Below are 22843 nucleotides of genomic sequence, written 5' to 3' on the forward strand. Positions count from 1 at the left end.
CAAGATAGCGGTTATGAATTTTTTACGAGAATAGCTTCAAGAGCATTAGCTGCATCGTCACACTTGTCGGTGGCCATTTCCAATGTTTGCAGCAACTCTTTCTGTTTGATAAGTTCTATCGGATTGGATTCGGTTTTAAACAGACCTGCGACCGCAAGATTGCATAGCTGATCTGCTTTACTTTCTCCTTTATATATCCTCAAGCAAACATCTGATATAATGGTTTTATTCTTGAAACTCCTTAACTCTTTAAGGGCACTATCAAGATCTCTGCACATTTCTGTAAGCAGGTTAGCGAGCTTGATCATTGTTTTATCAAGCTGAAGAATATTGAACATTTCTATACTGATGGCAGCAGCTCTGATATGATCTGCAATATCATAAAGTGCACTAATCAGAGTATGAATATCTTCCCTGCTGAATGGGGTGATCATGCTTTTGCTTAACCCAAGGAAAACTGCATGCCTTATTTTATTTCCATTGCGCTCTAGCTGTTCAATTTTTTTGATGTGCTTATTTCGCTGATCGAGGTCATTAGTGCTAAGTGCGAGCAAAAGTGTCTCGGAAATGCTGATCAGATTTTTGCCTGATTGTTCAAATAAAGGTTGGAATTTTTTGTCGCGCGGGATAAAGAATTTGAAAACGCTGTTCATATTGCTGATGTATATAGTAAATGTACATCAGCAATATTAACCTATCGTGAACTTTAAATTAGGTGTTTTAAATTATTGATATTTTAATTCCCATACTCTCAATTGATTTTATGGTATGCTCAGACACACCGCTATCAGTAATGATATGATCTACTTCTTCGATCCCACATATTCTGCCGAAGCCACGTTTCCCGAATTTGGTTGAATCAGCAAGGACAATTATTTTTTGAGATGAATCTATCATTTGTCGGTTTAAGTGAGCCTCAAAAGCATTTGTTGTGGTTAGGCCAAACTCCAGGTCAATTCCATCAACACCTAAAAACAATTTGCTGCAAAATACATTTCCTAATACATTATCAGAATAGGGACCTGTAACGGATGATGAACTTTTTCTTAGTAATCCACCCAGCTGAATTACTTCTATGTTTGAATGATGAACAAGCTCAAGAGCAACATTTAATGCTGAGGTAATTACTGTTAACGAACCTTTAGGTTTAATGCATCTTGCTAATGCAAGAACGGTTGTGCCGGATGCAATAATGATAGAATCGTTGTCTTCGATGAGTTCGGCAGCGCGTGTTCCGATCCTGATTTTTTCTGCAGATTGAAGATGTTCTTTTTCATTTACAGGCTTATCTACTGTATATGGATTGTTCAAGGTTGCTCCTCCATGGGTTCTAAAAAGAAGGTTTTTATCTTCGAGTAGTTTCAAATCCTTCCGTATCGTAACAGATGAAACATCGAGTTCTTTGCATAAGCTTTGAACATCGAGGGATCCGTTTACCTGAATCTTATTTAAAATATATTGGTGTCTTTCTGCAATGTTAATCATTAGAGCTAAAATATAAAGAGCTATTAATATAATGATATTTTTCAACTGTAAAGTTAGTGAAGCAATAAAAATAGTTGTCTAAATTTTTTAATCATTTTGTTTTTATTATAAAATAATTATGTTTAGTTTCGTTTTGTTGTTTTTATTCTTATAAACGAAAGTTTGTGAAATAATAGCGGCTTAAATAGAAAATAAACGAAATGATTTTTAATAGAGCAGCATTTATTGAACGTATTGATCAGAAAAGTGATTGGGATGTTATAATTATAGGTGGGGGTGCAACGGGATTAGGTACTGCTCTGGATGCAGCGTCCAGAGGATATAGTACTTTGCTTTTAGAGCAATCTGATTTTGCAAAGGGAACATCAAGCAGAAGTACGAAGTTGGTTCATGGCGGTGTGAGGTACTTGGCTCAAGGTGATATTGCCCTGGTTTATGAGGCCCTGCATGAACGCGGCTTGCTTTTAAAGAATGCTGCTCATTTAGTGAAGGATCAGGATTTTATCATACCATGTTATTCATGGCTTTCTAAATACAAATATCTAATTGGACTGAAATTCTATGATTTGCTGGCTGGTAAAAGTGGGTTTAAAAAATCATCATTTCTATCTGTTGACAAGGTTTTGCAGGCAATTCCTGGTTTAAAGCGCGATGGATTAATTGGTGGTATTAGTTATAGCGACGGTCAGTTTGATGATGCAAGGTTAGCTTTAAATTTGGCTCAGACTACCGCTGAGTATGGTGGCGTAACGCTCAATTACATGAAGGTGACTGGTTTGGTAAAAGAGGGAGCATTGGTTAGTGGTGTTTCATTTACTGATCTTGAAAGTGGAAAATCTTATTCTTTAAAAGCTAAAGTGGTTGTGAATGCCACAGGTGTTTTTGTTGATGAGATTTTAAAGATGGATATACCTTCTGGTATGCCAATAGTGCGGCCAAGTCAAGGTGCGCATGTGGTGTTGGACAAGTCATTTCTGCAAGGTAATAGTGCTTTAATGATTCCAAAAACATCGGATGGGCGTGTTTTGTTTGCTGTTCCATGGCATGGGAAAGTACTTGTAGGGACTACAGATACCCCATTGGATGAGCATAGTTTGGAGCCTAAGCCATTGGATGGGGAGATTGACTTTATATTAAGTACAGCAGGTAAATACCTTACAAAGGTGCCGTCTCGGTCTGATGTGCTGGCAACATTTGCAGGATTACGTCCTTTAGCTGCTCCTGGAAAAAACACAAATAGTACTAAAGAAATATCCAGAAGTCATAAGCTTATAATCAGTAAATCAGGACTTGTTACCATAACTGGGGGTAAATGGACTACTTATCGCAGAATGGCTATGGATGTGGTAAATAGGATTATTGAGCTTGGTAAATTGCCTGCGGCTCGTTGTATCACTGAAGGCGTTAAGATTCATGGGTACATGCCAGGAGTTGATGAAGGCGCCTTAGGGATTTATGGCGCAGATGCCGAGGGAATAAGGAAGCTGATGATAGATGAGCCTAAGTTAAATGTTCCTGTATATAAGGGATACGATTACCTAAAAGCAGAAGTGATCTGGATGGTAAGGAATGAGATGGCGCGCTCTATAGAGGATGTGCTTTCTCGTAGAATGCGGTTGTTATTTCTTGATGCAAAAGGCGCGTTATTGCTTGCTCCAGAGGTGGCTAGCTTAATGGCTGAAGAATTAGGAAGAGACACCCAATGGATAGAAAATCAGATTCTGGATTTTAAAAATCTGGTGAAACAGTATTTATTGAATGACATTTAACCTCAATATGTAACAGACTAGCTATAAAGACTGGCTTAATGAATACTTAACAAGGGCTTAATTGCTTTATTGATAGATTTGCTTCGGTATTTACCAATTTAAAATATACAAAATGAAGAATGCAATTTATATGAGCTCCTTGGCCTTGTTGTGCTTGCTTGGATGCAAAATCATGAAAAATAACAGCTCTAAGAAGATTTCCGAATTTCCTTCATTTAGCACCGAAGCTCATAGAGGCGGGAGGGGATTAATGCCTGAGAATACAATTATTGCAATGCGTAATGCTATAGATATTGGGGTTACTACTTTAGAAATGGATACTCATATAACTAAAGATGGTGAGGTTGTGGTAACTCACGACGATTATTTAAGTCCTGGATTTATGCTAACACCTGAAGGTAAAGATATACCTTCGACAGATTCAAAAAAATATGTCATATATCAAATGGATTATGATCTGTTAAAAACATTTGATTTGGGAACAAAACCTCTCAAGGGGTTTCCTGAACAAAAAAAGATCAAATCGTATATCCCGCGCCTGACAGATCTGATAGACTCTGTTCAACAATATTCAAAAGATAAAAAGCAGATGTTCTATAATATCGAGACTAAATGCAGTCCAATGGGTGATAATGTATCGAACCCTGAACCCGAGAAATTCGTAAAACTGTTGATGGATGTAATAGAAAATAAGGGAATATCTCCCTATGTAGTTATCCAATCTTTTGATAAGAGAACCCTGCAGATTTTGCATCAAAAATATCCAAGAATAAGGACCTCATTTCTGATCAGTAATAAGAAAACCTTTGAAGAAAATATTGCGGATCTTGGATTTAAACCTTTTATCCTGAGTCCAGAGTATAAATTAGTGGATAAAAATCTTGTGCAGAAATGTCACGATGCAAATGTCAAAATCATTCCATGGACGGCCAACACTAAAGAAGACATTAGCAAGCTAAAACTTTTAAATGTTGATGGTATCATTTCTGACTACCCAAATTTACTTTAGTAACAGATGGAGTGTAGTGATTATTTAACATTGGGCTAACATTACATCTTTAATTTTGTTGAAAAATGAAAATTAGGGATGTATCTAGAACTTACAGATGAAGGATTGACAGATCTTTTGAAAAAAAACGATCCGTTAGCCCTTGAAACCCTTTTTAATCGGTATTATAAACCGCTATGTCAGTTTTGTGCTGTTTATACAAAGGATTATGAAGCAGCAGAAGAAATTATTGCCGATTTGTTCATTAAAATTTGGGATGGACGAGGTGAGAACTCTATCCTGAACATTAAAAATTATCTTTTTATTTCAGCAAGAAACCTCTCCATAAATTACAGTCAGAAGAAGAAAGACCCGGTTGATTCCATCGAAGACATATCCTTTCAAAATGACCTTTTTGAGGATACTCATACCCCGTTTCGTATACTGTCTGGCGCGGAGTCAGTAAGCAGGATATTACGTTTGATTGATACTTTACCGGAAAGACAAAGGGAGATCCTGTTGATGAGTCGCATTGATCAGATTGATAAAAGGAAAATTTCAGAGGTACTGGGTATTTCCATAAGAACGGTTGAAACTACTCTATACCAATCTATAAAAGAGTTAAGAAGAATGTTAAAGGATTCTACTAACCTTACTTCTAATGGTTAATCATTTATTAACATAAGTTTAATACACTTCGCTACGTAATGGTGTGCTCAAAATCTGTCTTTTATTGTAGAGACGGATATAATGGAAGACAATAGCGACCAGTTAATAATTGCATATTTTGAAAAGACGATCAGCGATGAGGAATTAACCGAATTACATGAATGGCTTGAGCTGCATCCAAATAATCAGGAGCAATTCAGGGAAACCATGCAAATCCTGGAAGCATCAAAATCCTACTTTAAAAAAGCCGATAACATAGAGCCAGTTAGCTGGCAACGTGTTAATGCACACATTCAAAAGGAAGCTAAAGGTAATATTGGCTCCAAAACACATTGGTTAGCTTATGCCGCATCGATATTAATTATCGGATGCCTGTCTTTATGGTGGTACAAACACGCGTCTTATAAAGAAAGTATGGCGGTAGAGTATACTGAGGTCATCAATCCTGAAGGTCAGCAGTCTAAGATACTTTTGCCAGATAGCTCTGTGATTTATCTTGCAGGTGGCAGTAAAATAAAATATAGAAAGAATTTTAGTGGCAATAAGCGATCGGTTTCGTTGGATGGCGAAGCATTTTTTGATGTAAAGCACCATAAAAAGCCTTTTGTTATACAAAGTGGCGAAATTGCAACGGTGGTGTTAGGGACTTCTTTTAATATCAGGGCATTTGCTTCAGATCATAAAGTAATTGTAACGGTAAATACTGGGAAAGTAGGTGTGATGAATACCATTGGAGGAAAAAACCATTTAATTAAATATCTGACCCCCAATGAGCAGATTGAAATTAACACAATAACTGGACTTTATACTTTTGATGCTGCAAATGCAACGGATGTAAGTGCATGGATCAAAAATCATTTTGTTTTTTATGATGTACCAATACATGAAGTTATGGCATCGTTGGAGCATCGCTATGGTGTTAGGATTGAGTTTATTGATTCTGGCATTGGAAATAGCAGGGTAACTGCGAAGTTTAAAAACATGCCTTTGAATAATGTTATGGACGAGTTAATGGTATTGTCTGGCCTAACTTATATTAAGAAAAACGGAAACATTTATATATATAGTGCTAATCAAAAAGGAGGAAAAACTATGAATTAGATCTACCTGAAGTATAGTTAAGATAGCCCGGAATTGCTGGTAACAATTCCAGGCATTCAAGTCAAAATTTAAACTCAAGAATAAATAAGTATAAACAAAGTAAATATATGAAAAAGTTATGGTTGTTGACCATACTGGTGCTTTTGCAATTATCGTTCAGCATATTTAAAGCCCAGGCACAAACAAATATAGATAGGACTATTTCCTTCGAAGCTCAAGGAATTACACTAAAGGATGCTTTCTTGCAAGTAGAGAAATTAAGTGGACTATCTATAAATTATAGCAATACGCAATTAAATGATCAACGCATTGTGAGGATCAATAAGGCCAGTCGTTCTGTTAAGGAAACTTTAAACGTACTTTTAAATGGTACATCCTTTACTTTCAAGCAATCCAATGTCAACAATATCCTTATTGTCCCTAAGCCTCCAACTAATGGAAAGTTAATAGGTAAGGTAATTGATGAATTGGGTGCTGCACTTCCGGGGGCCATTATACGAATAGTCGGTACTGGAGTAGCTGGACAGACGACAGATGATGGTAAATATGCTTTAAACGTTGTTCCTGGTATTTATACGATTGAAATAAGCTTTATTTCTTACGAAAAATATGTAGCACAGAATGTTGCAGTTAAAGCTAATGTGCCTGTTACATTAAATGCGACATTAAAGCCATCTTCAAATGATTTGTCGGAAGTTGTAGTTACGGCTTTAGGAATCAAAAGAGAGGAGAAATCTTTAGGTTATGCAGTTACCAAGATTGACAGTAATCAATTGACAGATGCTGTTTCCTCCAACTGGAGTGATGCTTTGTCGGGTAAGGTTGCCGGATTAAATCTGGTGAGGTCAAACGGCGGTCCGGCGGGCTCTAATAAAATTATTCTTCGTGGAGAAAATAACCTTACCGGAGATAATGAGGCCTTAATTGTACTTGATGGAGTTGTAATTAACAATAGTGGGGGCAGACGAACAGCAAATGCATCTGACGCTGTTTACGGGACTGGAAGTGATAACATGCCTGCCGATTACGGAAGTAGTGTAAATGACATTAACCCCGAAGACATAGAGAGTGTAACGGTGTTAAAAGGTCCAGGTGCGGCGGCCTTGTATGGTCAGCGGGGTGCAAATGGTGCTATCATTATTACTACAAAATCTGGAAATAATAAGAAAAAAAGACTAGGGATTAAATTTACTTCTAACGGCTCAGTAGAATCACCAAATCGTTGGCCTGATCTGCAATACGAATATGGACAGGGACTTGACGGTGCGGCTCATTATTCTTATGGAGCGAGCCCGGATGGCGCAAGTACAAGCGGTACAAGTTCTGCGTATGGACCGCGCTTTGATGGTCAGATGTTCTATCAATATGATCCGGTTACTCAAACCCAGGGATTAGTTAGAACACCTTGGGTTCCGTACAAAAATCAGATACGTGAGTTTTTCCAGACAGGTACCAATTTAACCAATTCTTTGACGTTGGACGGTGCCTATAAAAATACTACTGCCAGGCTATCTATTACGAATCAGAACAATACATGGATTGTTCCTGAAACTGGTATGGAGCGCACTTCAGTTGCCTTGTCGTTGAACTCAAAGATTACGCCCAAACTTAATATATCTGCCAAGGTCAATTATAACAATAGGTTTAGTGATAATTTGCCCGGCAATGGTTATGGAAACCAATCGTTAATGTACTGGTTTATTTTCTGGCAACCGAGTGCTGACTTAAACTGGTTAAAGAACTACTGGGTTAATGGCAGTGAAAATAAGTTAATAGAATATCCCTTTAGTTCATATCCAGAAAACCCTTATGCGGTATCACATGAATTCATCAATAGAAGCGGCCGAAATGGTTTAACAGGGAATGTGCAGGCGAGTTATCAATTTACAAATGAATTAAGTCTTTTATTACGTACCACGATGGACTTAGCATCGGAACGCCGTGCACAGGAACGCCCATATGATGCAGGAAGCAGGCTTCCAACAGGATCTTATCGTGAGCAGAAAATTTATGGCCAGGAAACCAATATAGATTTTTTACTGAAGTACGATAAAAGTATCAGTAAAGATGTAAAGATGGTAGCAACTGTGGGTGGTAGCCAATTAAGAAATAAGTATAACAAAGCAGATCTTAGAGCTGATGGTCTTAAAATACCTGGTGAATATACACTTGAGAATAACTTGTATCCATTAGTTTCAATTCCAGATACTAGCAGGTATAGAATTAATAGTTTTTATGGAGTATTGTCGACAAGCTATAAAAACTACCTTTATTTGGATATCACGGGTCGAAAGGATTGGAGTAGTGTGCTTGCTACGCCAAACAGAACTGATAATGTCGGATTTTTCTATCCTTCAGCGAGCTTAAGCTTTTCTTTGTCCGACTATTTTAAATTGCCTAAAGCCGTTAGTTTAGCGAAGTTAAGAGCCTCAGTTTCGAAAGTGGGTAGCGGCGGTACTACGCCTTACCGAACTTCTTACGCCTATTCGTTGGCATCAAATGGTACTTATCCTGATAGTGCGTTGGTAAACCCATCCACGTTGCCTAATCCGAATTTGAAACCATTAAAAACAACTACTTATGAATTTGGAACAGATTTAAGGTTCTTTGGTGATCGTTTGGGATTAGATGTCGCTTATTATGCAGGCAACACTAAAAATCAGATTTTAACCCGTATAGTAGATCGTGCTTCTGGGTACAATACTGCTATTATCAACGCCGGACAAATCAATAACTCTGGTATTGAAGTAGCTCTTAATGCTATTCCGGTACGACTGCAGAGTGGGTTCACCTGGAGTACTTATATGACTTTTGCTGCGAATAAGAATAAGATTGTTTCTTTACCTGATAGCTCAATTATTCTTAGAACAGGGCCGATTGCAGGAGGACAAATTGTTGCAAAGGTTGGAGGAAGTATGGGTGATCTGTATGGAAGAGGATATGAGCGTTCGCCGGACGGACAGATTGTATATGATCCGGCAACAGGTAATGCAAAGATAACCTCTGATGTAGTTTATATTGGAAATACGACACCTAAGTTTAAATTTAGTTTTGGCAATAATTTTAATTATAAACGATTTAGCTTAAACGTACTATTTGACGCTCAGGTGGGCGCAGTAGGGCACTCTTTGCTGAATTACAAAATGGTGGAGCAGGGTAAATTGGCTAGTACCCTTCCGGGGAGATATAGTGGTATTATTGGTAAAGGGGTGATTCAGAATCCTGACGGGACTTATCGTCCAAATGATGTAATCGCCTATGATATTGATGATTATTATCGTTCGCATATGGGTTCAGAGAATGCAGAGGGCAGTACCTTCAGTACCGATTTTATTAAATTCAGAGAAGCCAGCCTTAACTATTCGTTTCATCCGAAATGGCTGGTAAATACAGGGCTGTCGTCAGTAACATTGGGTGTTTATGGTCGGAACCTATTTATTTGGTCACCATGGCCCATGTTTGATCCAGAGTTTGGTACTCTTAGCGGATCAGACATTGTCACCGGTTTTGAGATTGGACAATTCCCATCAACCAGAACTTTCGGATTTAATTTAGTTGTTGGAATTTAATTATTAAAAATGAAAAAGATCATATATAAAGTTTTTGGAGGCTTATTGCTATCGGCTATTACACTTTCTTCATGCGATAAAGACTTTGAAGGGATAAATACGGACCCCATTAATATCATCAATACCACACCTGAAAAACTTCTTGCACCATCACTTGTGAGCACTTTAAGTGCAAACATGATACGCAACCGTAATTTTACTAATGAGTTAATGCAGGTTACCGTGAGTATAAGTGATGGAGATGCTACCGTAATGAGATATGAATTTAGACGTACCTGGTCTGATTATCTGTGGAACAGTTGGTACATTCAAGTAAACAACTTTAAAGACATATACAATCTGGCAGGTCAGCCGGAAAATTTGAATTCATCTTACCAGGGTATTTCACTTATTTGTCAGGCATGGGTATTTTCCATGCTTACAGATACCTATGGTGATGTGCCTTATACGCAAGCAGGAGAGGGTAGGAATGGTGTTGTTGAGCCTGCTTTCGATAAACAAAAGGATATTTATCTGGACCTGTTTAACAAACTGGAAGAAGCCAATACTTTGCTTGCTAAAAATACTGCAATTGAAAAATTAAGCGATCCAGTATATAACGGAAACATCGACAAATGGCGCAAGTTTGGGAATTCATTATATCTAAGGCTGTTGCTGCGTGTCTCAGGAAAAGCCGAGGTTACAACTACCAGCATTGCTAAGATAAAGGAGATTGTGGATACTAACGCAGCTAAATATCCAATTATGGGTAGTAATAACGAGTCTGCTGTACTGAAGTGGACTGGTGAAGCGGGGGTAGGCCCGTATGTAAATCCCTATGTGAATGGCATAAGGGTTCAAGATTTCAGAACGCCTGCTATGTGCAGCTTCTTTATTAACAGGCTTCGCGATTGGCAAGACCCACGTGTTGATATTTCTACCTATGGCGATAATAGTGTTTGCCGCTTGGGAATTAACCCTACGGGCTCTGGCATGTCGGGTGTGCCAAGTGGTTATTCTGTTGGAACGGGTGCCATTAAACGCTCTTATTTTTATTCTAGTGATCAGGAGGTAGGTGGTAAGGCTGCAGGCGCAAGGTCATTGCAACAATCTTCATTGGGAGGTATAATAATGAACTTCGCTGAACTACAATTTATCCTGTCGGAAGCTGCATTGAAAGGATGGATCAGCGGCTCTGCCGAGACCTATTATAATAAAGGAATAGCCAGTGCAATTAATTATTGGGTACCGGCATTTGTTGCAGACCCATCAACAGTTGTTTTTAAAAAGTATGTGAATGATGCTGACATAAACTGGAATGCTAGTCTATCAGAAGATGAAAAAATGGAGCAGATCCATGTCCAAAAATATTATGCTTTGTTCTTGGTAGATATGCAGCAATGGTTTGAATATCGTCGTACAGGTCACCCAATATTGCCTAAGGGGCCGGGTCTAAAAAATGGAGGCATAATGCCGGCCAGAATGACTTATCCCGTTTATGTGCAATCGGCCAATCCAACCAATTATCAGGCTGCAGTAGCTGCACAAGGACAAGACGAAATATTTACCAATGTATGGTGGCAGAAACCATAGACCAGTTAAAAAATCAAAGATATTCACATGAAAAAAACAATATTTAACAGCATCATTTTACTTGCGGTAGCGCTGGTTTGGTTTGGGTGCGAAAAGGAAAATTATCCGGGCGGAACAATAAGTTCTTACTTTCCAATATATGATCTTAGAAATCTTTATAAGGGGGCAGACATAACCCTTAACAAAGATAATATGTTCGGATCAACAAGTGTAGAAGGTATTGTGATCTCTGATCACTCCGGACATAACCTGCCTTCGGGACTTTTAGTTATAGAACAATACAGACGCTTAGGCTTAGTAAGGGGTATTTCTATACCCATAGGATCAGCGGCCACGGATTATACTCCGGGGGATTCGGTTCAGATAAATATAGAAGGCGGTGTACTTAAGCGCTCGGACGGGATATTGCAAGTTACAGGAGTAGATCCTGGTGCAATCACAAAAATTGCTTCAGGAAGGCCGATTCCTAAAAACAGGGTAGCGAGTAGCAAAATCAAAGAAAATCCGAATGACTACGAAAGTACATTTGTGGCTATTGTTAAGGCGAGTTTTGATCCGGCAGTAGAAAGTACTGCAACATATGCCGGAGATAGACCTATTAATGATGGTTTTGATAATATTACTTTACATACAGAGGCTACAGCAACATTTGCCAATGCGGGGAATCTTAATTTTAATGCTGTTTATTATGGCATTGTTTTTAACAAGCAGGATGTAGACGGAAAACTTACACCAGAACATCGGATACGCACCTTAAAAGATGTTAAGGCATTAAGTCCTGTACCAGAAGTTGCACCAGTAATTATCACAGGTTATATGGCTGATGTTAAAGGGGGGGATGGGAATTATGAGTATATGCAGTTTAAGGCTACCAAATTCATTGACTTTTCATTAACACCTTATTGCGTAGTGGTTACGAATAATGCAGGCGCAACCAATCCAACGGGCTTTCCAACTTTGGGCTGGGCTACGGGCAGTCGTGCTACAACCGGAAACGCAAGAACATTTAAATTCAATCTTACCTCAGGAACTGTAAACAAGGGGGAGTTCTTTTATGTAGGCGGAGCCGGTAAAATGATCAATGGATCTGGGTCTACCTCTATGAGTAGTAGTAAATGGATCAGAGCATTTGATTATACCAAAAGTGATGGTGATGGTTTTGGACTAAAAACCACTGGCTTATTTGCAAATAGCGGCAATGCTTCGGGCTTTGCCATTTTTGAAGGTACGGTCGTCGACGTGAGTACTGACCCTGTAGATGTTGTATTTATCGGTTCCGGGGGAAGTTTATACAATGCAGAAACAGGATTGGGCTATCGTATAGCAAATACTGATCTTTATGATAAGGTAGACGTTTTATCAGACAATCTGAAATCTACTCCTTTTTATCTCAGCGGCACTAATACTATGAACTTTATTTATACTGAGGCCGATAAAGGCTACTTTAATAAGTTAGGTGGTATTTATGATGTTGCATTAGGAAAATGGATGAAAGCAAGACGTCAGGTAGCAATAGAGTTAACCAAGACTTCAGTACTTAGCGAAATTGAAGGAGTGTTTCCAGGTCCCTCGGAAGAAAATCCTGAGGGTTTTCCATCCACAGTAATCAAATAAATAGCCAATTGAATTATAATAATTGAAATAGAAGATGAATAGAAGATCCTTTATACAAAGCTTTGGCTTAATTACAGGCTGTGCCTTTATTACACTAAAATCAAGCGCTTTTGATAATTTAAAGCGGAACAAAACTATAAGTGGTAAAGTGACCTCGGGAAAGAAGGGAATTGCTAATGTTGCTGTCTCCGATGGATTTTCGGTGGTGCTTACAGATTCAAGTGGAAATTATTTAATTACACCTCATGAAAGAGCTGGCAGTATCTTTATGAGTACCCCTTCAGGATATGAATTTAAAACTGATTATAATGTTGCCAGACAATATGAGCAGTTGGGCAGCAAAAATGAATATGATTTTGTGTTGCAACCGCTAAAGGTAAAAGATGATAAACATACTTTTATCATTTGGGCAGATCCACAGGTTAAGAATAAGAAGGATGTGGCGCAGATGATGAATACTACTGTGCCTGATGTTCAGCAGCTGATTGCATCACTTCCAAAGGATACCTTAGTTCATGGTATAGGTGTGGGCGACCTGGTATGGGATGACCTTACACTGTTCAAAGATTACAATGAAGCGGTGAACCAGATGAACATCCCCTTTTTTCAGGCCTTAGGAAATCATGATATGGATTACCGTATGGGAGGAGATGAAACTTCAGATAAGACCTTCAAAGAAATGTATGGTCCAACATATTACTCATTCAACCGGGGAAGGGCACATTACGTTGTGTTGGACGATGTGCGGTATTTGGGTATTGAGAGACAATATGATGGCTTCATTACAGAGGATCAGCTGGCCTGGTTAGAAAAGGATCTTAAACTAGTGTCTAAAGACAGTTTGTTAATTATCAATCTTCACATACCGGTTTATAATCAGGTAAAAAACAATGCTGATTTTTATGCGCTCCTGAAAGGATATAATAATGTACACATTATGTCTGGCCACACCCATGTCAATGCTAATAACATTTCCGATGGAATTTTTGAACATAATCATGGGGCGGTGTGCGGAGCATGGTGGACTGGTCCAATTTGTGGGGATGGAACACCCCGGGGATATGGTGTATACAATGTTGATGGTAATCAGTTAAAATGGTATTATAAATCCACAGGACAAGATAGAAGTGAGCAAATGCGACTGTATGTAGACAAACTTACAGATCAGGTGCGATTGATTGCGAATGTTTGGAACTGGGATTCTCAATGGACCGTAAATTATTTTCTTGATGATGAACCTGTGGGCATAATGGAACAGCAATTGGGACTTGATCCAATGGCTATCCAACTTTACAAAGGTCCTGAATTGCCTAATCCGAGAAAATTTGTTGAGCCAAACCAAACAGGTCACTTATTTATCGCTCATTTTAAACCTTCGGTAAAAAGAGTCAAAGTAGTAGTTAAAGATCGCTTTGGAACAGAGTATAATAAAGAAATAACTATATAAGGTGTAGTTACTATTTTAGTACACACTCATCGTCATTTTGAACTTATTTTGTTTCGCAGCTTTTTAAGAGCTCAGAATGACGATTTTTTCCACCTCAAACTAAAATAAGAATAGATACTATAAGTATGCTGCAGATACTTTTCTGGTAAATAAACAGGAAGATTTATTAATGTACTTATTTTCTGCATAAGTTTCTTTTCCCAGCTTGCGTAGGGTTTTATAATGGGATACCAATGCTGCGGTAAAGGTGGAGCTTTCAATATATGGTAGCCCGAATTCTGCTGCAGTTTCCTTAACAATCCCACCAATGGCTGGATAATGTATGTGACATATTTTAGGAAAAAGATGATGTTCTATTTGTCTGTTTAATCCTCCGCATAAAAATCCAGTCAACTTACTGTCGATGGCAAAATTAGCTGTTGTTCTCATTTGATGTTCAGCCCAGGCTTCTTCTATATTGCCATGGGTATCGGGATTTGGAAAGCTTGTGCCTTCAACCACATGCGCTAATTGAAAAACAAGGCCTAATACAAGTCCCTGTGAAAATTGCATTGCTAAAAATCCAATAAGAAATTGCCACCAAGTGATGTCAAGTATTATTAAAGGTAAGCCTATAAATAGGAAATAATAGATTCCTTTATAAAAAAAGAGTTTAAAATATTCAATTTTTGGGTGCGTTAAAACGTGCTCACCGATCTTTTTTTGAAAGAATTTTTTATAGTCCTTTCTAAATACCCAAGACAGCATAGCAAAGCTGTAGAGTACAAAGGCATAAAAATGTTGATAGCGCTGAACTCTATTAACCGTTTCACCATCCGAAAAACGAATTAAGCCAGGCGCCACATCGATGTCTTCATCATGTCCTGCAATATTGGTGTAGGTATGATGTACAATATTGTGGCAAATATTCCAGACATATGGGCTTGCACCAATAAGATTAAATACGAAACTGAAAATTTTATTAACTGCCAAATGAGGTGAAAGTGCTTTGTGAATAGCATCATGACAAACATTAAATCCTACAAATGCACCAAACATACCGAGTATAATTGCTAGCAAAAGCATAATAGGGAGGCTTAAACTTGCGGTAAGGATTAATAAATAACTGGCTACAAGACCTGTAAGAAAAAAACACGCCTTAAACCACATTTGTCCATTTGCATAGGTAGAAACATTGTTTTCGTTAAAATAAGCATCAACTCTTGAACGTACAGTAGCATAAAATGCAGATCTATTGGCATTGGTAAACTTGACCTTTTTCGTCATGAATTGTTCTCCCTCTTCTTAAGTATTCTCTATACCCCTATGATATTCAGCTAATGTACCATAAATATATAGACATGGTATAAACGTTATATTATTTAATTACGTTAGTACTATGAGTTTAGATTTTCATCTATATTTACTGTGAATTAGTGATTCTATATAAATCATTAAAATTGGATGGATAACGTTAATATAAAGCAATTAGCTAAGGCACTAAATTTATCAACTTCAACAGTTTCAAGAGCTTTTAGAGATAATAGCGATATTAGTAAAGAGACTAAAGAGCGTATATTAACAATGGCAAAAGAGCTGAATTATCAGCCTAATCATCATGCCAGCAATCTAAGAGAGCAGCGAAGCAGAACCATTGCAGTAATTGTTCCCGAGATGGCAAATAATTTTTTCTCTCAAGCTATACATGGAATAGAACGCATAGCACGGGAAAAAGGTTACCACATTCTGATCTATGCTACAGATGATGATTATCAAAAAGAAGTATCTTTTATCAGGCATTTACATAACGGGAGAGCAGACGGAATTATAATGTCTGTGTCGGGTGAGGCCAATGACCATAATTATTTGAATGAACTTACGCAAAAACGTTTACCTCTTGTTTTCTTTGACCGTGTTTACGAAGATATTATTACGCCCAGAGTAATCACTAATGACTATGACAGCAGTTTTTCTGCTACCCAGCATTTGATTAAGCAAGGATGTACCCGTATAGCTTATCTGGTTATTAATAAGAACCTTTCTATCGGTAAATTTCGGATGCAGGGATATATAGATGCATTAGTAAAATATAAGATACCTTACGATGAAAGCCTTGTAATCGATTGTACAAATAGCTACCCAAAAAATAATGTGATTTTGAAGAAGGTACTTACTGAGTTAAAACCCGATGGCATTTTTACTTCCGTTGAGCGCCTTGCGTTTGCAACCTATTATGCTTGTTATGATTTAAAAATTTCTGTCCCTGAGCAGCTTAAAGTAATAGGCTTTTCCAGTTTGGAGATTGCACCTTTATTGAATCCTTCATTAACAACAGTTACACAGCCGGCCACAAAAATTGGTATTGAGGCGGCTTTGCTTCTATTTAAAATGCTCGAAGATCCATCGTCGGTAAATCCAAACGAGAAGATCGTCCTTAATTCAAAACTAATCAAGAGAAGATCGACCGAAATCTGAGGCCGAACCTGAATCAAAAGAGGGGAGATCCCACTTACAAAAAGCAATATTTTTTAATGAAAAAACTGGGCCGTTTTTTAGGGTCTATTTTGCTGTTTTTTTTCAAAAAAAACTGGCGATTTTCCGATTTCACGCAGAATTTCAATCCAAATCTTAAGGAGCCGACATAAAATATGTTGAAAACTTCGGGAACGTTCCCGGTAACGTTCCCGAATAAATGATCAAAAATACATAAGTGTAAAATGTACACTAAATAGCTTTATTTAACTTTATAAGATATTTATAATCAAACTGTTATTGTTTATTTAGGTTGATTTATGTAAAATTGACTTACAAATTTATAAAGCTATTTTTCTTGTTTTGAAGTATAAAATATTGTGTTAAAAAAAAATATGATATAAAATTTTGATTTATCAAGTCCGCTTGTAAATTTACCATAACTGTTACATACTGTTAACATTAACCAAATATTACACTAAAAAACGAGCCCAAATATGAAAGTATTTTACCTTACGAAGCACTGTCTTCTGGTGCTTTTAACGCTTGCTGTTTTTACAGCAAATGCACAAACCAGTTCACTAACTGGAAAAGTACTCGATGAGACTGGATTACCTTTGCCAGGAGCATCAATACAAATCAAAAGTTTAAATAAAAGTACTACCACTCCGGCAACCGGAATTTTTCAATTAGGTGGATTAAAAAATGGTGTTGTAACTGTTACGGTTACCTATATAGGATACGAGACCCTTAACCAACAGGTTACCATCAGCGGAAACACCAGCGTAGATTTTAATTTAAAACCAGACGCACAGAATCTTAGTGAGGTGGTTGTAATTGGTTATGGTACTTCGGAGAAGAAAAATTTAACAGGATCAATTAGCACTGTTAGTGCCAAAGATTTCCAGAAAGGAGCAATTACTACCCCCGAGCAATTAATTCAAGGCAAGGTTTCGGGTGTAAACATTACCTCAAATGGTGGAGCACCCGGTGCTGGAAGTGTTATCAGGATTAGAGGGGGAGCATCTCTTAATGCAAGCAACGATCCTCTTATTGTAATTGATGGGGTGCCATTAAGTGGCAATACCATTGGCAATGCTCCAAGTCCACTCGCGTTAATAAATCCAAATGAGATTGAAAGCTTTACTGTATTGAAAGATGCCAATGCAACCGCAATTTATGGATCAAGGGCATCTAATGGCGTAGTTTTGATCACTACTAAAAAGGGTTCTGCTGGTACGCCGGTAATTAATTTCAGCACAAATAATTCGTATGCAACTATTGCCAAAAAAGTGGGCGTACTCTCTGCTGACCAGATAAGGACCGTTGTTAATGATAATCCAGATGTTAAATATGATGACAATCCTGATCATACATTCAAAGCTTTACTAGGTAATTCCAATACAGATTGGCAAGATGAAATCTATAATAATTCATTCACAACAGATAATAATTTAAGTCTTTCGGGAGCTTTCCATGGAGTGCCATATAGGGTTTCTGGAGGTTATTTAGATCAAAAAGGATTGTTAATCACTGACAGATTAAAACGCGCTACCGGTGGGTTCGGAATTTCACCAAAACTATTTGGCGACCACTTGAAAATTGATCTGAATTTAAAGGGATCATTAACAGAAGCTCATTTTGCAAATCAGGATGCGATACAAAATGCTATCCAATTTGATCCTACCCAATCAGTTTATGCAGAGAACAAATACGGTAACTATTTTGAATGGATTCAGGGTGATGTTCCTAATCCTAATGCGCCAAGAAATCCAGTTGGACTGATCAGATTAAGAGATAATAATGGAAAAACTGAGAGAAGCTTTGGTAACGCGCAATTCGATTACTCTTTTCATTTTTTACCTGCGCTACATGCTAATCTTAATTTAGGTTATGATGTTTCAAAAGGTTATGGAACCGTTCGTGTGCCAATATATGCAGCTCAAAGTGCAGCCACACAAGGCTCATTTACCCGATCAGTAGGTACCCAAAGAAATAAAGTTTCTGAGTTCTATTTAAATTATGCCAAATACGTTGAAAGTATTAAAAGCAAATTCGATGTAACTGCAGGTTATGGATACTATGACAACTCTTCTACTACTTATAACTTTGCCAGCTACAAAGGAACCGGAGAAGTTATATCAACCCCAACTTTCCCGTTTGCAATAGAGCGTGAAAAATTACTTTCATACTACGGCAGGTTTGTATATACCCTTGCAGATAAATATATTCTATCAGCAACTATGCGTGCAGATGGTTCCTCTAGGTTTGCAGAGGAAAATCGCTGGGGTTATTTTCCTTCAGTAGGTTTTACCTGGAGAATAATTGGCGAGGATTTTCTTAAAGACAGTAAAGTCTTGTCTGACTTGAAATTGAGATTAAGTTATGGTGAAACTGGAAATAAGGATGGAATTGGTAACTACAATTATTTGTCAAAGTACTATTCAAATACCGGGCAAGGGCAATACCAGATTGGAGATACGCTTTACGACTATTATACACCAGCAGCTTACGATCCTGATTTAAGATGGGAAACCACTACAACCTATAACGCTGGTTTAGATTACGGTTTCTTTGATGGCCGCATTTATGGTGGGATTGATGTTTATTATAAAAAAACAAAAGATCTATTATCGACTGTTGATATTCCTTCTGGAACCAATTTTAACAACAGGTTGTTAACCAATGTTGGTAATATGGATGTAAGAGGAGCAGAGGTTAATTTGAACTTTTCGGTAATCAAGGGTGAAAATACCAACTGGGATTTTGGAGTAAATGCTGCCTACAATAAAAGAAAGGTAACCAATCTTTCCCTAAACCCCGATCCTAAGTTTATAATTGATGCGGGAGGTATCACTGGTGGTACAGGAATAAACCTAAAATATAATGCGATCAACCAGATCCCGGGTTCCTTTTATGTGTATAAGCAAGTTTATGATTCAAATGATAAACCACTTGAAGGTGTTTATGCAGATTTAAATGGAGATGGAATTATTAATACAGGTGACCAGTATTTCTACAAAGCACCTGATCCTAAATTTACATTTGGTTTTAATACTTCTTTCAATTACAAAAAATGGACTTTGAGCACAGTTTTAAGAGCTAATCTGGGCAATTACATTTATGATAATGTTTCTTCAAACTTCGGTGTTAAAAGAAATATCCTAAGCCCTACAGGTTTAATAAACAATGCCACTTCGGATATCTATAATACAAATTTTACTAATAACCAGTATCTAAGTGATTATTATATAAAAAACGCATCCTTTTTAAAGATGGATAATGCCGGGATTGCTTTTGATGCAGGAAGAATATCTAAAAGTAATAACATCACTTTACGTATATCAGCAAATTGTCAGAACGTATTCGTAGTTACAAAGTATAAAGGTTTAGATCCGGAATCAATTTTAGGGATTGATTATAACCTGTATCCACGACCAAGAACATATACTTTAGGTTTTAATGTTGGTTTTTAATTAAAGAAATAGAATGAAAAATTTATATAAAGTATTAACAGTTTCCAGCATTTTATGGCTGTCTGTTTCTTCATGTAAGAAGAGTGATTTGAACTTAACACCTACCAATGATCAAATAGCGTCCAGCGTTTATTCAACGCCGGCAGGTTATAAGCAAGAATTGGTGAAATTGTATGCAAGTTATGCCTTAACCCATTCAAGTGGTGCGACTGCCGAAAGTGATATAGGTGGACTAAATCCTGGTTTTACCGATTTCTTAAGACTGTTCTGGATGTCGCAGGAGCTAACTTCAGATGAGGCAATTTGTTCTTGGAATGATACTGGAATACCTGATTTGAATCAGATGACCTGGACTTCAGAAACTACATTTTTAAGAGGGTTATATTCACGCAGTATTTATCAGATTACTGTTTGTAATGAATTCCTTCGTGAAAGTACACCAGAGAAACTTTCATCAAGAGGTATTTCAGGGGCTGATGCTACGGCTATTCAGAGATACCGCGCCGAAGCCCGATTCTTAAGAGCATTTCAGTATTGGGTATTATTAGATGGTTTTGGGAATCCTCCGTTTATAACTGAAAACGATGTTATTGGTAAAGTTCCACCTAAACAAATCAAGCGTACAGACTTGTTTAATTATGTTGAATCAGAACTAAAAGCAATTGAATCCGATCTTGCTGATGCCCAGACGAATGAATACGGCAGAGCTGATAAAGGTGCTGATTGGGCTCTATTGGCAAGGCTATATCTAAATGCAGAAGTATACACAAGCACGGCAAAATACACAGAAGCTATTACCTATTCGAGTAAAGTCATTAATGGTGGTTATTCTCTTGCCAGTACTTATAAAAACCTATTTCTAACAGATAATAACATTACAAGTAAAAATGAATTAATTCTAACCATTAACTATGATGGCATTCATACTCAGAATGATGGAGGTACAACATATCTTATCAACGCAGCTATCAATGGAGATATGAAACCAGCCGATTTTGGTGTGCCGACCGGTGGGTGGGCAGGCAATCGTACTAAGAATCCCCTTCCTCTGATTTTTGGAGATTACAGCGGTAACACCGATAAAAGAGCGATGTTCTTTGGAACAAAGCTTGCTAACGATGAAATGGGTGTTTTCTCTGATGGTTTAAGAGTTACCAAATTTAGAAATGTAAACTCAGCAGGGGTTCCCGCTCCTTCTATTGAAGGCAAATTTTCTTCTCTTGATTTTCCATTATTCCGCCTGGCTGAACAATACTTAATTTATAGCGAAGCTGTTACCAGAGGAGGCTCTGGCGGTAATGCAGCTCAGGCACTTACTTATGTGAATAACTTACGTGAACGTGCTTATGGCAACACTTCCGGAAATGTGGCCTCTTTATCAATTCCTTTTTTCCTGGATGAAAGAGCCAGAGAGTTGTATTGGGAAGGATTTCGTCGAACAGATCTAATCCGTTATGGTAAATATACAAATGGCTCGTATGTATGGCCATTTAAAGGCGGTGCTAAAGCTGGTACTGGGGTATCTGATACAAGGAATTTGTTTCCGATACCATCTGCAGATCTTATTGCTAATACAAATTTAGTCCAAAACGCAGGTTATTAATTTAACACATAAAGAAGAAATTATTGATATGAAATCATTAATCATAAAATCCATTGCTTTAGGTTTAATCACCATAGGGCTTTGGTCTTGTAAAAAAGAGGAAACGAAGATAGTTGCATCCTCGGGTACCCCTGGAACTTTAAAGTCATCTGTATCTACATTAGTACTGGATAAGGCTATGCTAAATACAGATGTAATTACACTTGACTTAACTAATGCTTCGTTCGGATATCAGGCGGGCATTACAAATGTACTTCAAATGGCAGTTAAAGGAACAGACTTTAAAACGCCTAAAGAAATTGCATTAGAAGCAAATGCACTCTCTAAAGTATTTAAGGGTGTGGATTTTAATAATTTGTTACTGGCACTGAACTTACCATTTACTGAAAATTCAGAGCTAGAAATGAGGATTAAGTCGTCAATTTCCAGTGCTGTAGCGCCGGTTTACAGTAATGCATTAACACTTAGTGCCAGACCGTTCCCATTAACTACATGGATTTATGTTCCAGGAGCATATCAGGGTTGGAATCCACAAACAGCAGACAGCCTAATTTCGCCTACCGGAAATGGTGAATTTAAAGGAGTAATTGGATTTACTCCGGGTAATCTTGAATTTAAAATTACGCCAGCTAAAAAATGGGATATTGCTTATGGAGATGCGGGTGGGGGTAAAATAAGTCCGACTGCAGGTGATAATTTTAAAGCTCCTGGTGCAGGTGCATTTCAGCTTTTTGTTGATTTAAACAAAAATCAAATAGAAATTACTCCAATAGTGTTTGCACTTATTGGAGATGCCACACCAAAAGGATGGGATGGAGATACAGATATGGCCTATGCCCATGGCGTATGGACAGTTACCGCTGATTTAAAAATCGGAGAAATGAAATTCAGACAGGATCATAAATGGGATGTGAACTATGGCGGTAGTGGTGGAACTGCAATTTTTAATGGTGGCAATATTAAAGTTACTTCAGCAGGTAGTTATACCGTCACATTCGATGTGAGCAATTTGAAGTATACTCTGGTTAAAAACTAACTTTCATATATAAATATTACCCCGCATTGCTCAATCTTTTGCGGGGTATATATTACCTAATCT

At 37.6% G+C, this 22843-nt stretch carries 15 protein-coding genes; 12 read left to right on the forward strand and 3 right to left on the reverse strand.

Annotation, left to right across the window (positions count from 1 at the left end; all coding sequences use genetic code 11):
• Positions 1-11: 11 nt before the first annotated feature.
• Positions 12-653, reverse strand: a complete 642-nt coding sequence (locus AC6CH7_RS21155) for a DUF47 domain-containing protein (protein ID WP_498264621.1) — start codon at positions 651-653, stop codon at positions 12-14.
• Positions 654-720: 67 nt separating this feature from the next.
• The gene (locus AC6CH7_RS21160) at positions 721-1485 is read right to left on the reverse strand and encodes a DeoR/GlpR family DNA-binding transcription regulator (protein ID WP_294872199.1); all 765 of its coding nucleotides are present in this window, start codon (positions 1483-1485) and stop codon (positions 721-723) included.
• 200 nt (positions 1486-1685) lie between these two features.
• Here AC6CH7_RS21160 and AC6CH7_RS21165 point away from each other — a divergent pair, with 200 nt between their 5' ends.
• The 8 genes from AC6CH7_RS21165 to AC6CH7_RS21200 all read left to right on the forward strand — a co-directional run bounded on the left by AC6CH7_RS21165 (position 1686) and on the right by AC6CH7_RS21200 (position 14214).
• Positions 1686-3254 (forward strand): glycerol-3-phosphate dehydrogenase/oxidase, encoded by a 1569-nt coding sequence (locus AC6CH7_RS21165; RefSeq protein ID WP_498264622.1) that lies wholly within the window; start codon positions 1686-1688, stop codon positions 3252-3254.
• 172 nt (positions 3255-3426) lie between these two features.
• Positions 3427-4263 carry a glycerophosphodiester phosphodiesterase family protein gene (locus AC6CH7_RS21170; protein WP_498264623.1) on the forward strand — a complete coding sequence of 279 codons (837 nt, stop codon included), beginning with the start codon at positions 3427-3429 and terminating at the stop codon, positions 4261-4263.
• A gap of 78 nt (positions 4264-4341) precedes the next feature.
• Entirely contained in the window at positions 4342-4911 is a 570-nt protein-coding gene (locus tag AC6CH7_RS21175; RefSeq protein ID WP_498264624.1) for an RNA polymerase sigma factor, read from the forward strand.
• Positions 4912-4992: 81 nt separating this feature from the next.
• A complete protein-coding gene (locus AC6CH7_RS21180) occupies positions 4993-6012 on the forward strand; it encodes a FecR family protein (RefSeq protein ID WP_498264625.1) in 1020 nt (339 codons plus the stop codon).
• Positions 6013-6119: 107 nt separating this feature from the next.
• The gene (locus AC6CH7_RS21185) at positions 6120-9581 is read left to right on the forward strand and encodes a SusC/RagA family TonB-linked outer membrane protein (protein WP_498264626.1); all 3462 of its coding nucleotides are present in this window, start codon (positions 6120-6122) and stop codon (positions 9579-9581) included.
• A gap of 9 nt (positions 9582-9590) precedes the next feature.
• The gene (locus AC6CH7_RS21190) at positions 9591-11153 is read left to right on the forward strand and encodes a SusD/RagB family nutrient-binding outer membrane lipoprotein (protein WP_498264627.1); all 1563 of its coding nucleotides are present in this window, start codon (positions 9591-9593) and stop codon (positions 11151-11153) included.
• 27 nt (positions 11154-11180) lie between these two features.
• Positions 11181-12767, forward strand: a complete 1587-nt coding sequence (locus tag AC6CH7_RS21195) for a DUF5689 domain-containing protein (protein WP_498264628.1) — start codon at positions 11181-11183, stop codon at positions 12765-12767.
• Positions 12768-12801: 34 nt separating this feature from the next.
• Positions 12802-14214, forward strand: coding sequence for a calcineurin-like phosphoesterase C-terminal domain-containing protein (locus tag AC6CH7_RS21200; protein ID WP_498264629.1), 1413 nt, complete (start codon positions 12802-12804; stop codon positions 14212-14214).
• Between the two features lie 117 nt (positions 14215-14331).
• On the opposite strand, the gene AC6CH7_RS21205 is transcribed toward AC6CH7_RS21200, so the two are convergent.
• The gene (locus tag AC6CH7_RS21205) at positions 14332-15279 is read right to left on the reverse strand and encodes a fatty acid desaturase family protein (protein WP_498264630.1); all 948 of its coding nucleotides are present in this window, start codon (positions 15277-15279) and stop codon (positions 14332-14334) included.
• Positions 15280-15657: 378 nt separating this feature from the next.
• Between AC6CH7_RS21205 and AC6CH7_RS21210 the strand changes: the two genes are divergently transcribed.
• From AC6CH7_RS21210 to AC6CH7_RS21225, 4 genes are all read left to right on the forward strand, one after another.
• Positions 15658-16668, forward strand: coding sequence for a LacI family DNA-binding transcriptional regulator (locus AC6CH7_RS21210; RefSeq protein ID WP_498264631.1), 1011 nt, complete (start codon positions 15658-15660; stop codon positions 16666-16668).
• A 494-nt stretch (positions 16669-17162) separates the two neighbouring features.
• The gene (locus tag AC6CH7_RS21215) at positions 17163-20141 is read left to right on the forward strand and encodes a SusC/RagA family TonB-linked outer membrane protein (protein WP_498264632.1); all 2979 of its coding nucleotides are present in this window, start codon (positions 17163-17165) and stop codon (positions 20139-20141) included.
• 13 nt (positions 20142-20154) lie between these two features.
• Positions 20155-21744 carry a RagB/SusD family nutrient uptake outer membrane protein gene (locus AC6CH7_RS21220; protein ID WP_498264633.1) on the forward strand — a complete coding sequence of 530 codons (1590 nt, stop codon included), beginning with the start codon at positions 20155-20157 and terminating at the stop codon, positions 21742-21744.
• 28 nt (positions 21745-21772) lie between these two features.
• Positions 21773-22780 (forward strand): SusE domain-containing protein, encoded by a 1008-nt coding sequence (locus tag AC6CH7_RS21225; protein ID WP_498264634.1) that lies wholly within the window; start codon positions 21773-21775, stop codon positions 22778-22780.
• The last annotated feature ends 63 nt before the right edge of the window (positions 22781-22843 follow it).

Source organism: Pedobacter sp. GQ55, from assembly GCF_059758925.1.

Excerpts from the sequence above, each read along its gene's own strand:
- AC6CH7_RS21220 (WP_498264633.1), top strand. The coding sequence starts at position 20,155 with ATGAAAAATTTATATAAAGTATTAACAGTTTCCAGCATTTTATGGCTG.
- AC6CH7_RS21195 (WP_498264628.1), top strand. The coding sequence starts at position 11,181 with ATGAAAAAAACAATATTTAACAGCATCATTTTACTTGCGGTAGCGCTG.
- AC6CH7_RS21175 (WP_498264624.1), top strand. The coding sequence starts at position 4,342 with ATGTATCTAGAACTTACAGATGAAGGATTGACAGATCTTTTGAAAAAA.
- AC6CH7_RS21210 (WP_498264631.1), top strand. The coding sequence starts at position 15,658 with ATGGATAACGTTAATATAAAGCAATTAGCTAAGGCACTAAATTTATCA.
- AC6CH7_RS21205 (WP_498264630.1), bottom strand. The coding sequence starts at position 15,279 with ATGCTTTTGCTAGCAATTATACTCGGTATGTTTGGTGCATTTGTAGGA.
- AC6CH7_RS21225 (WP_498264634.1), top strand. The coding sequence starts at position 21,773 with ATGAAATCATTAATCATAAAATCCATTGCTTTAGGTTTAATCACCATA.
- AC6CH7_RS21165 (WP_498264622.1), top strand. The coding sequence starts at position 1,686 with ATGATTTTTAATAGAGCAGCATTTATTGAACGTATTGATCAGAAAAGT.
- AC6CH7_RS21170 (WP_498264623.1), top strand. The coding sequence starts at position 3,427 with ATGAAAAATAACAGCTCTAAGAAGATTTCCGAATTTCCTTCATTTAGC.
- AC6CH7_RS21160 (WP_294872199.1), bottom strand. The coding sequence starts at position 1,485 with ATGATTAACATTGCAGAAAGACACCAATATATTTTAAATAAGATTCAG.
- AC6CH7_RS21190 (WP_498264627.1), top strand. The coding sequence starts at position 9,591 with ATGAAAAAGATCATATATAAAGTTTTTGGAGGCTTATTGCTATCGGCT.
- AC6CH7_RS21215 (WP_498264632.1), top strand. The coding sequence starts at position 17,163 with ATGAAAGTATTTTACCTTACGAAGCACTGTCTTCTGGTGCTTTTAACG.
- AC6CH7_RS21185 (WP_498264626.1), top strand. The coding sequence starts at position 6,120 with ATGAAAAAGTTATGGTTGTTGACCATACTGGTGCTTTTGCAATTATCG.
- AC6CH7_RS21200 (WP_498264629.1), top strand. The coding sequence starts at position 12,802 with ATGAATAGAAGATCCTTTATACAAAGCTTTGGCTTAATTACAGGCTGT.
- AC6CH7_RS21155 (WP_498264621.1), bottom strand. The coding sequence starts at position 653 with ATGAACAGCGTTTTCAAATTCTTTATCCCGCGCGACAAAAAATTCCAA.
- AC6CH7_RS21180 (WP_498264625.1), top strand. The coding sequence starts at position 4,993 with ATGGAAGACAATAGCGACCAGTTAATAATTGCATATTTTGAAAAGACG.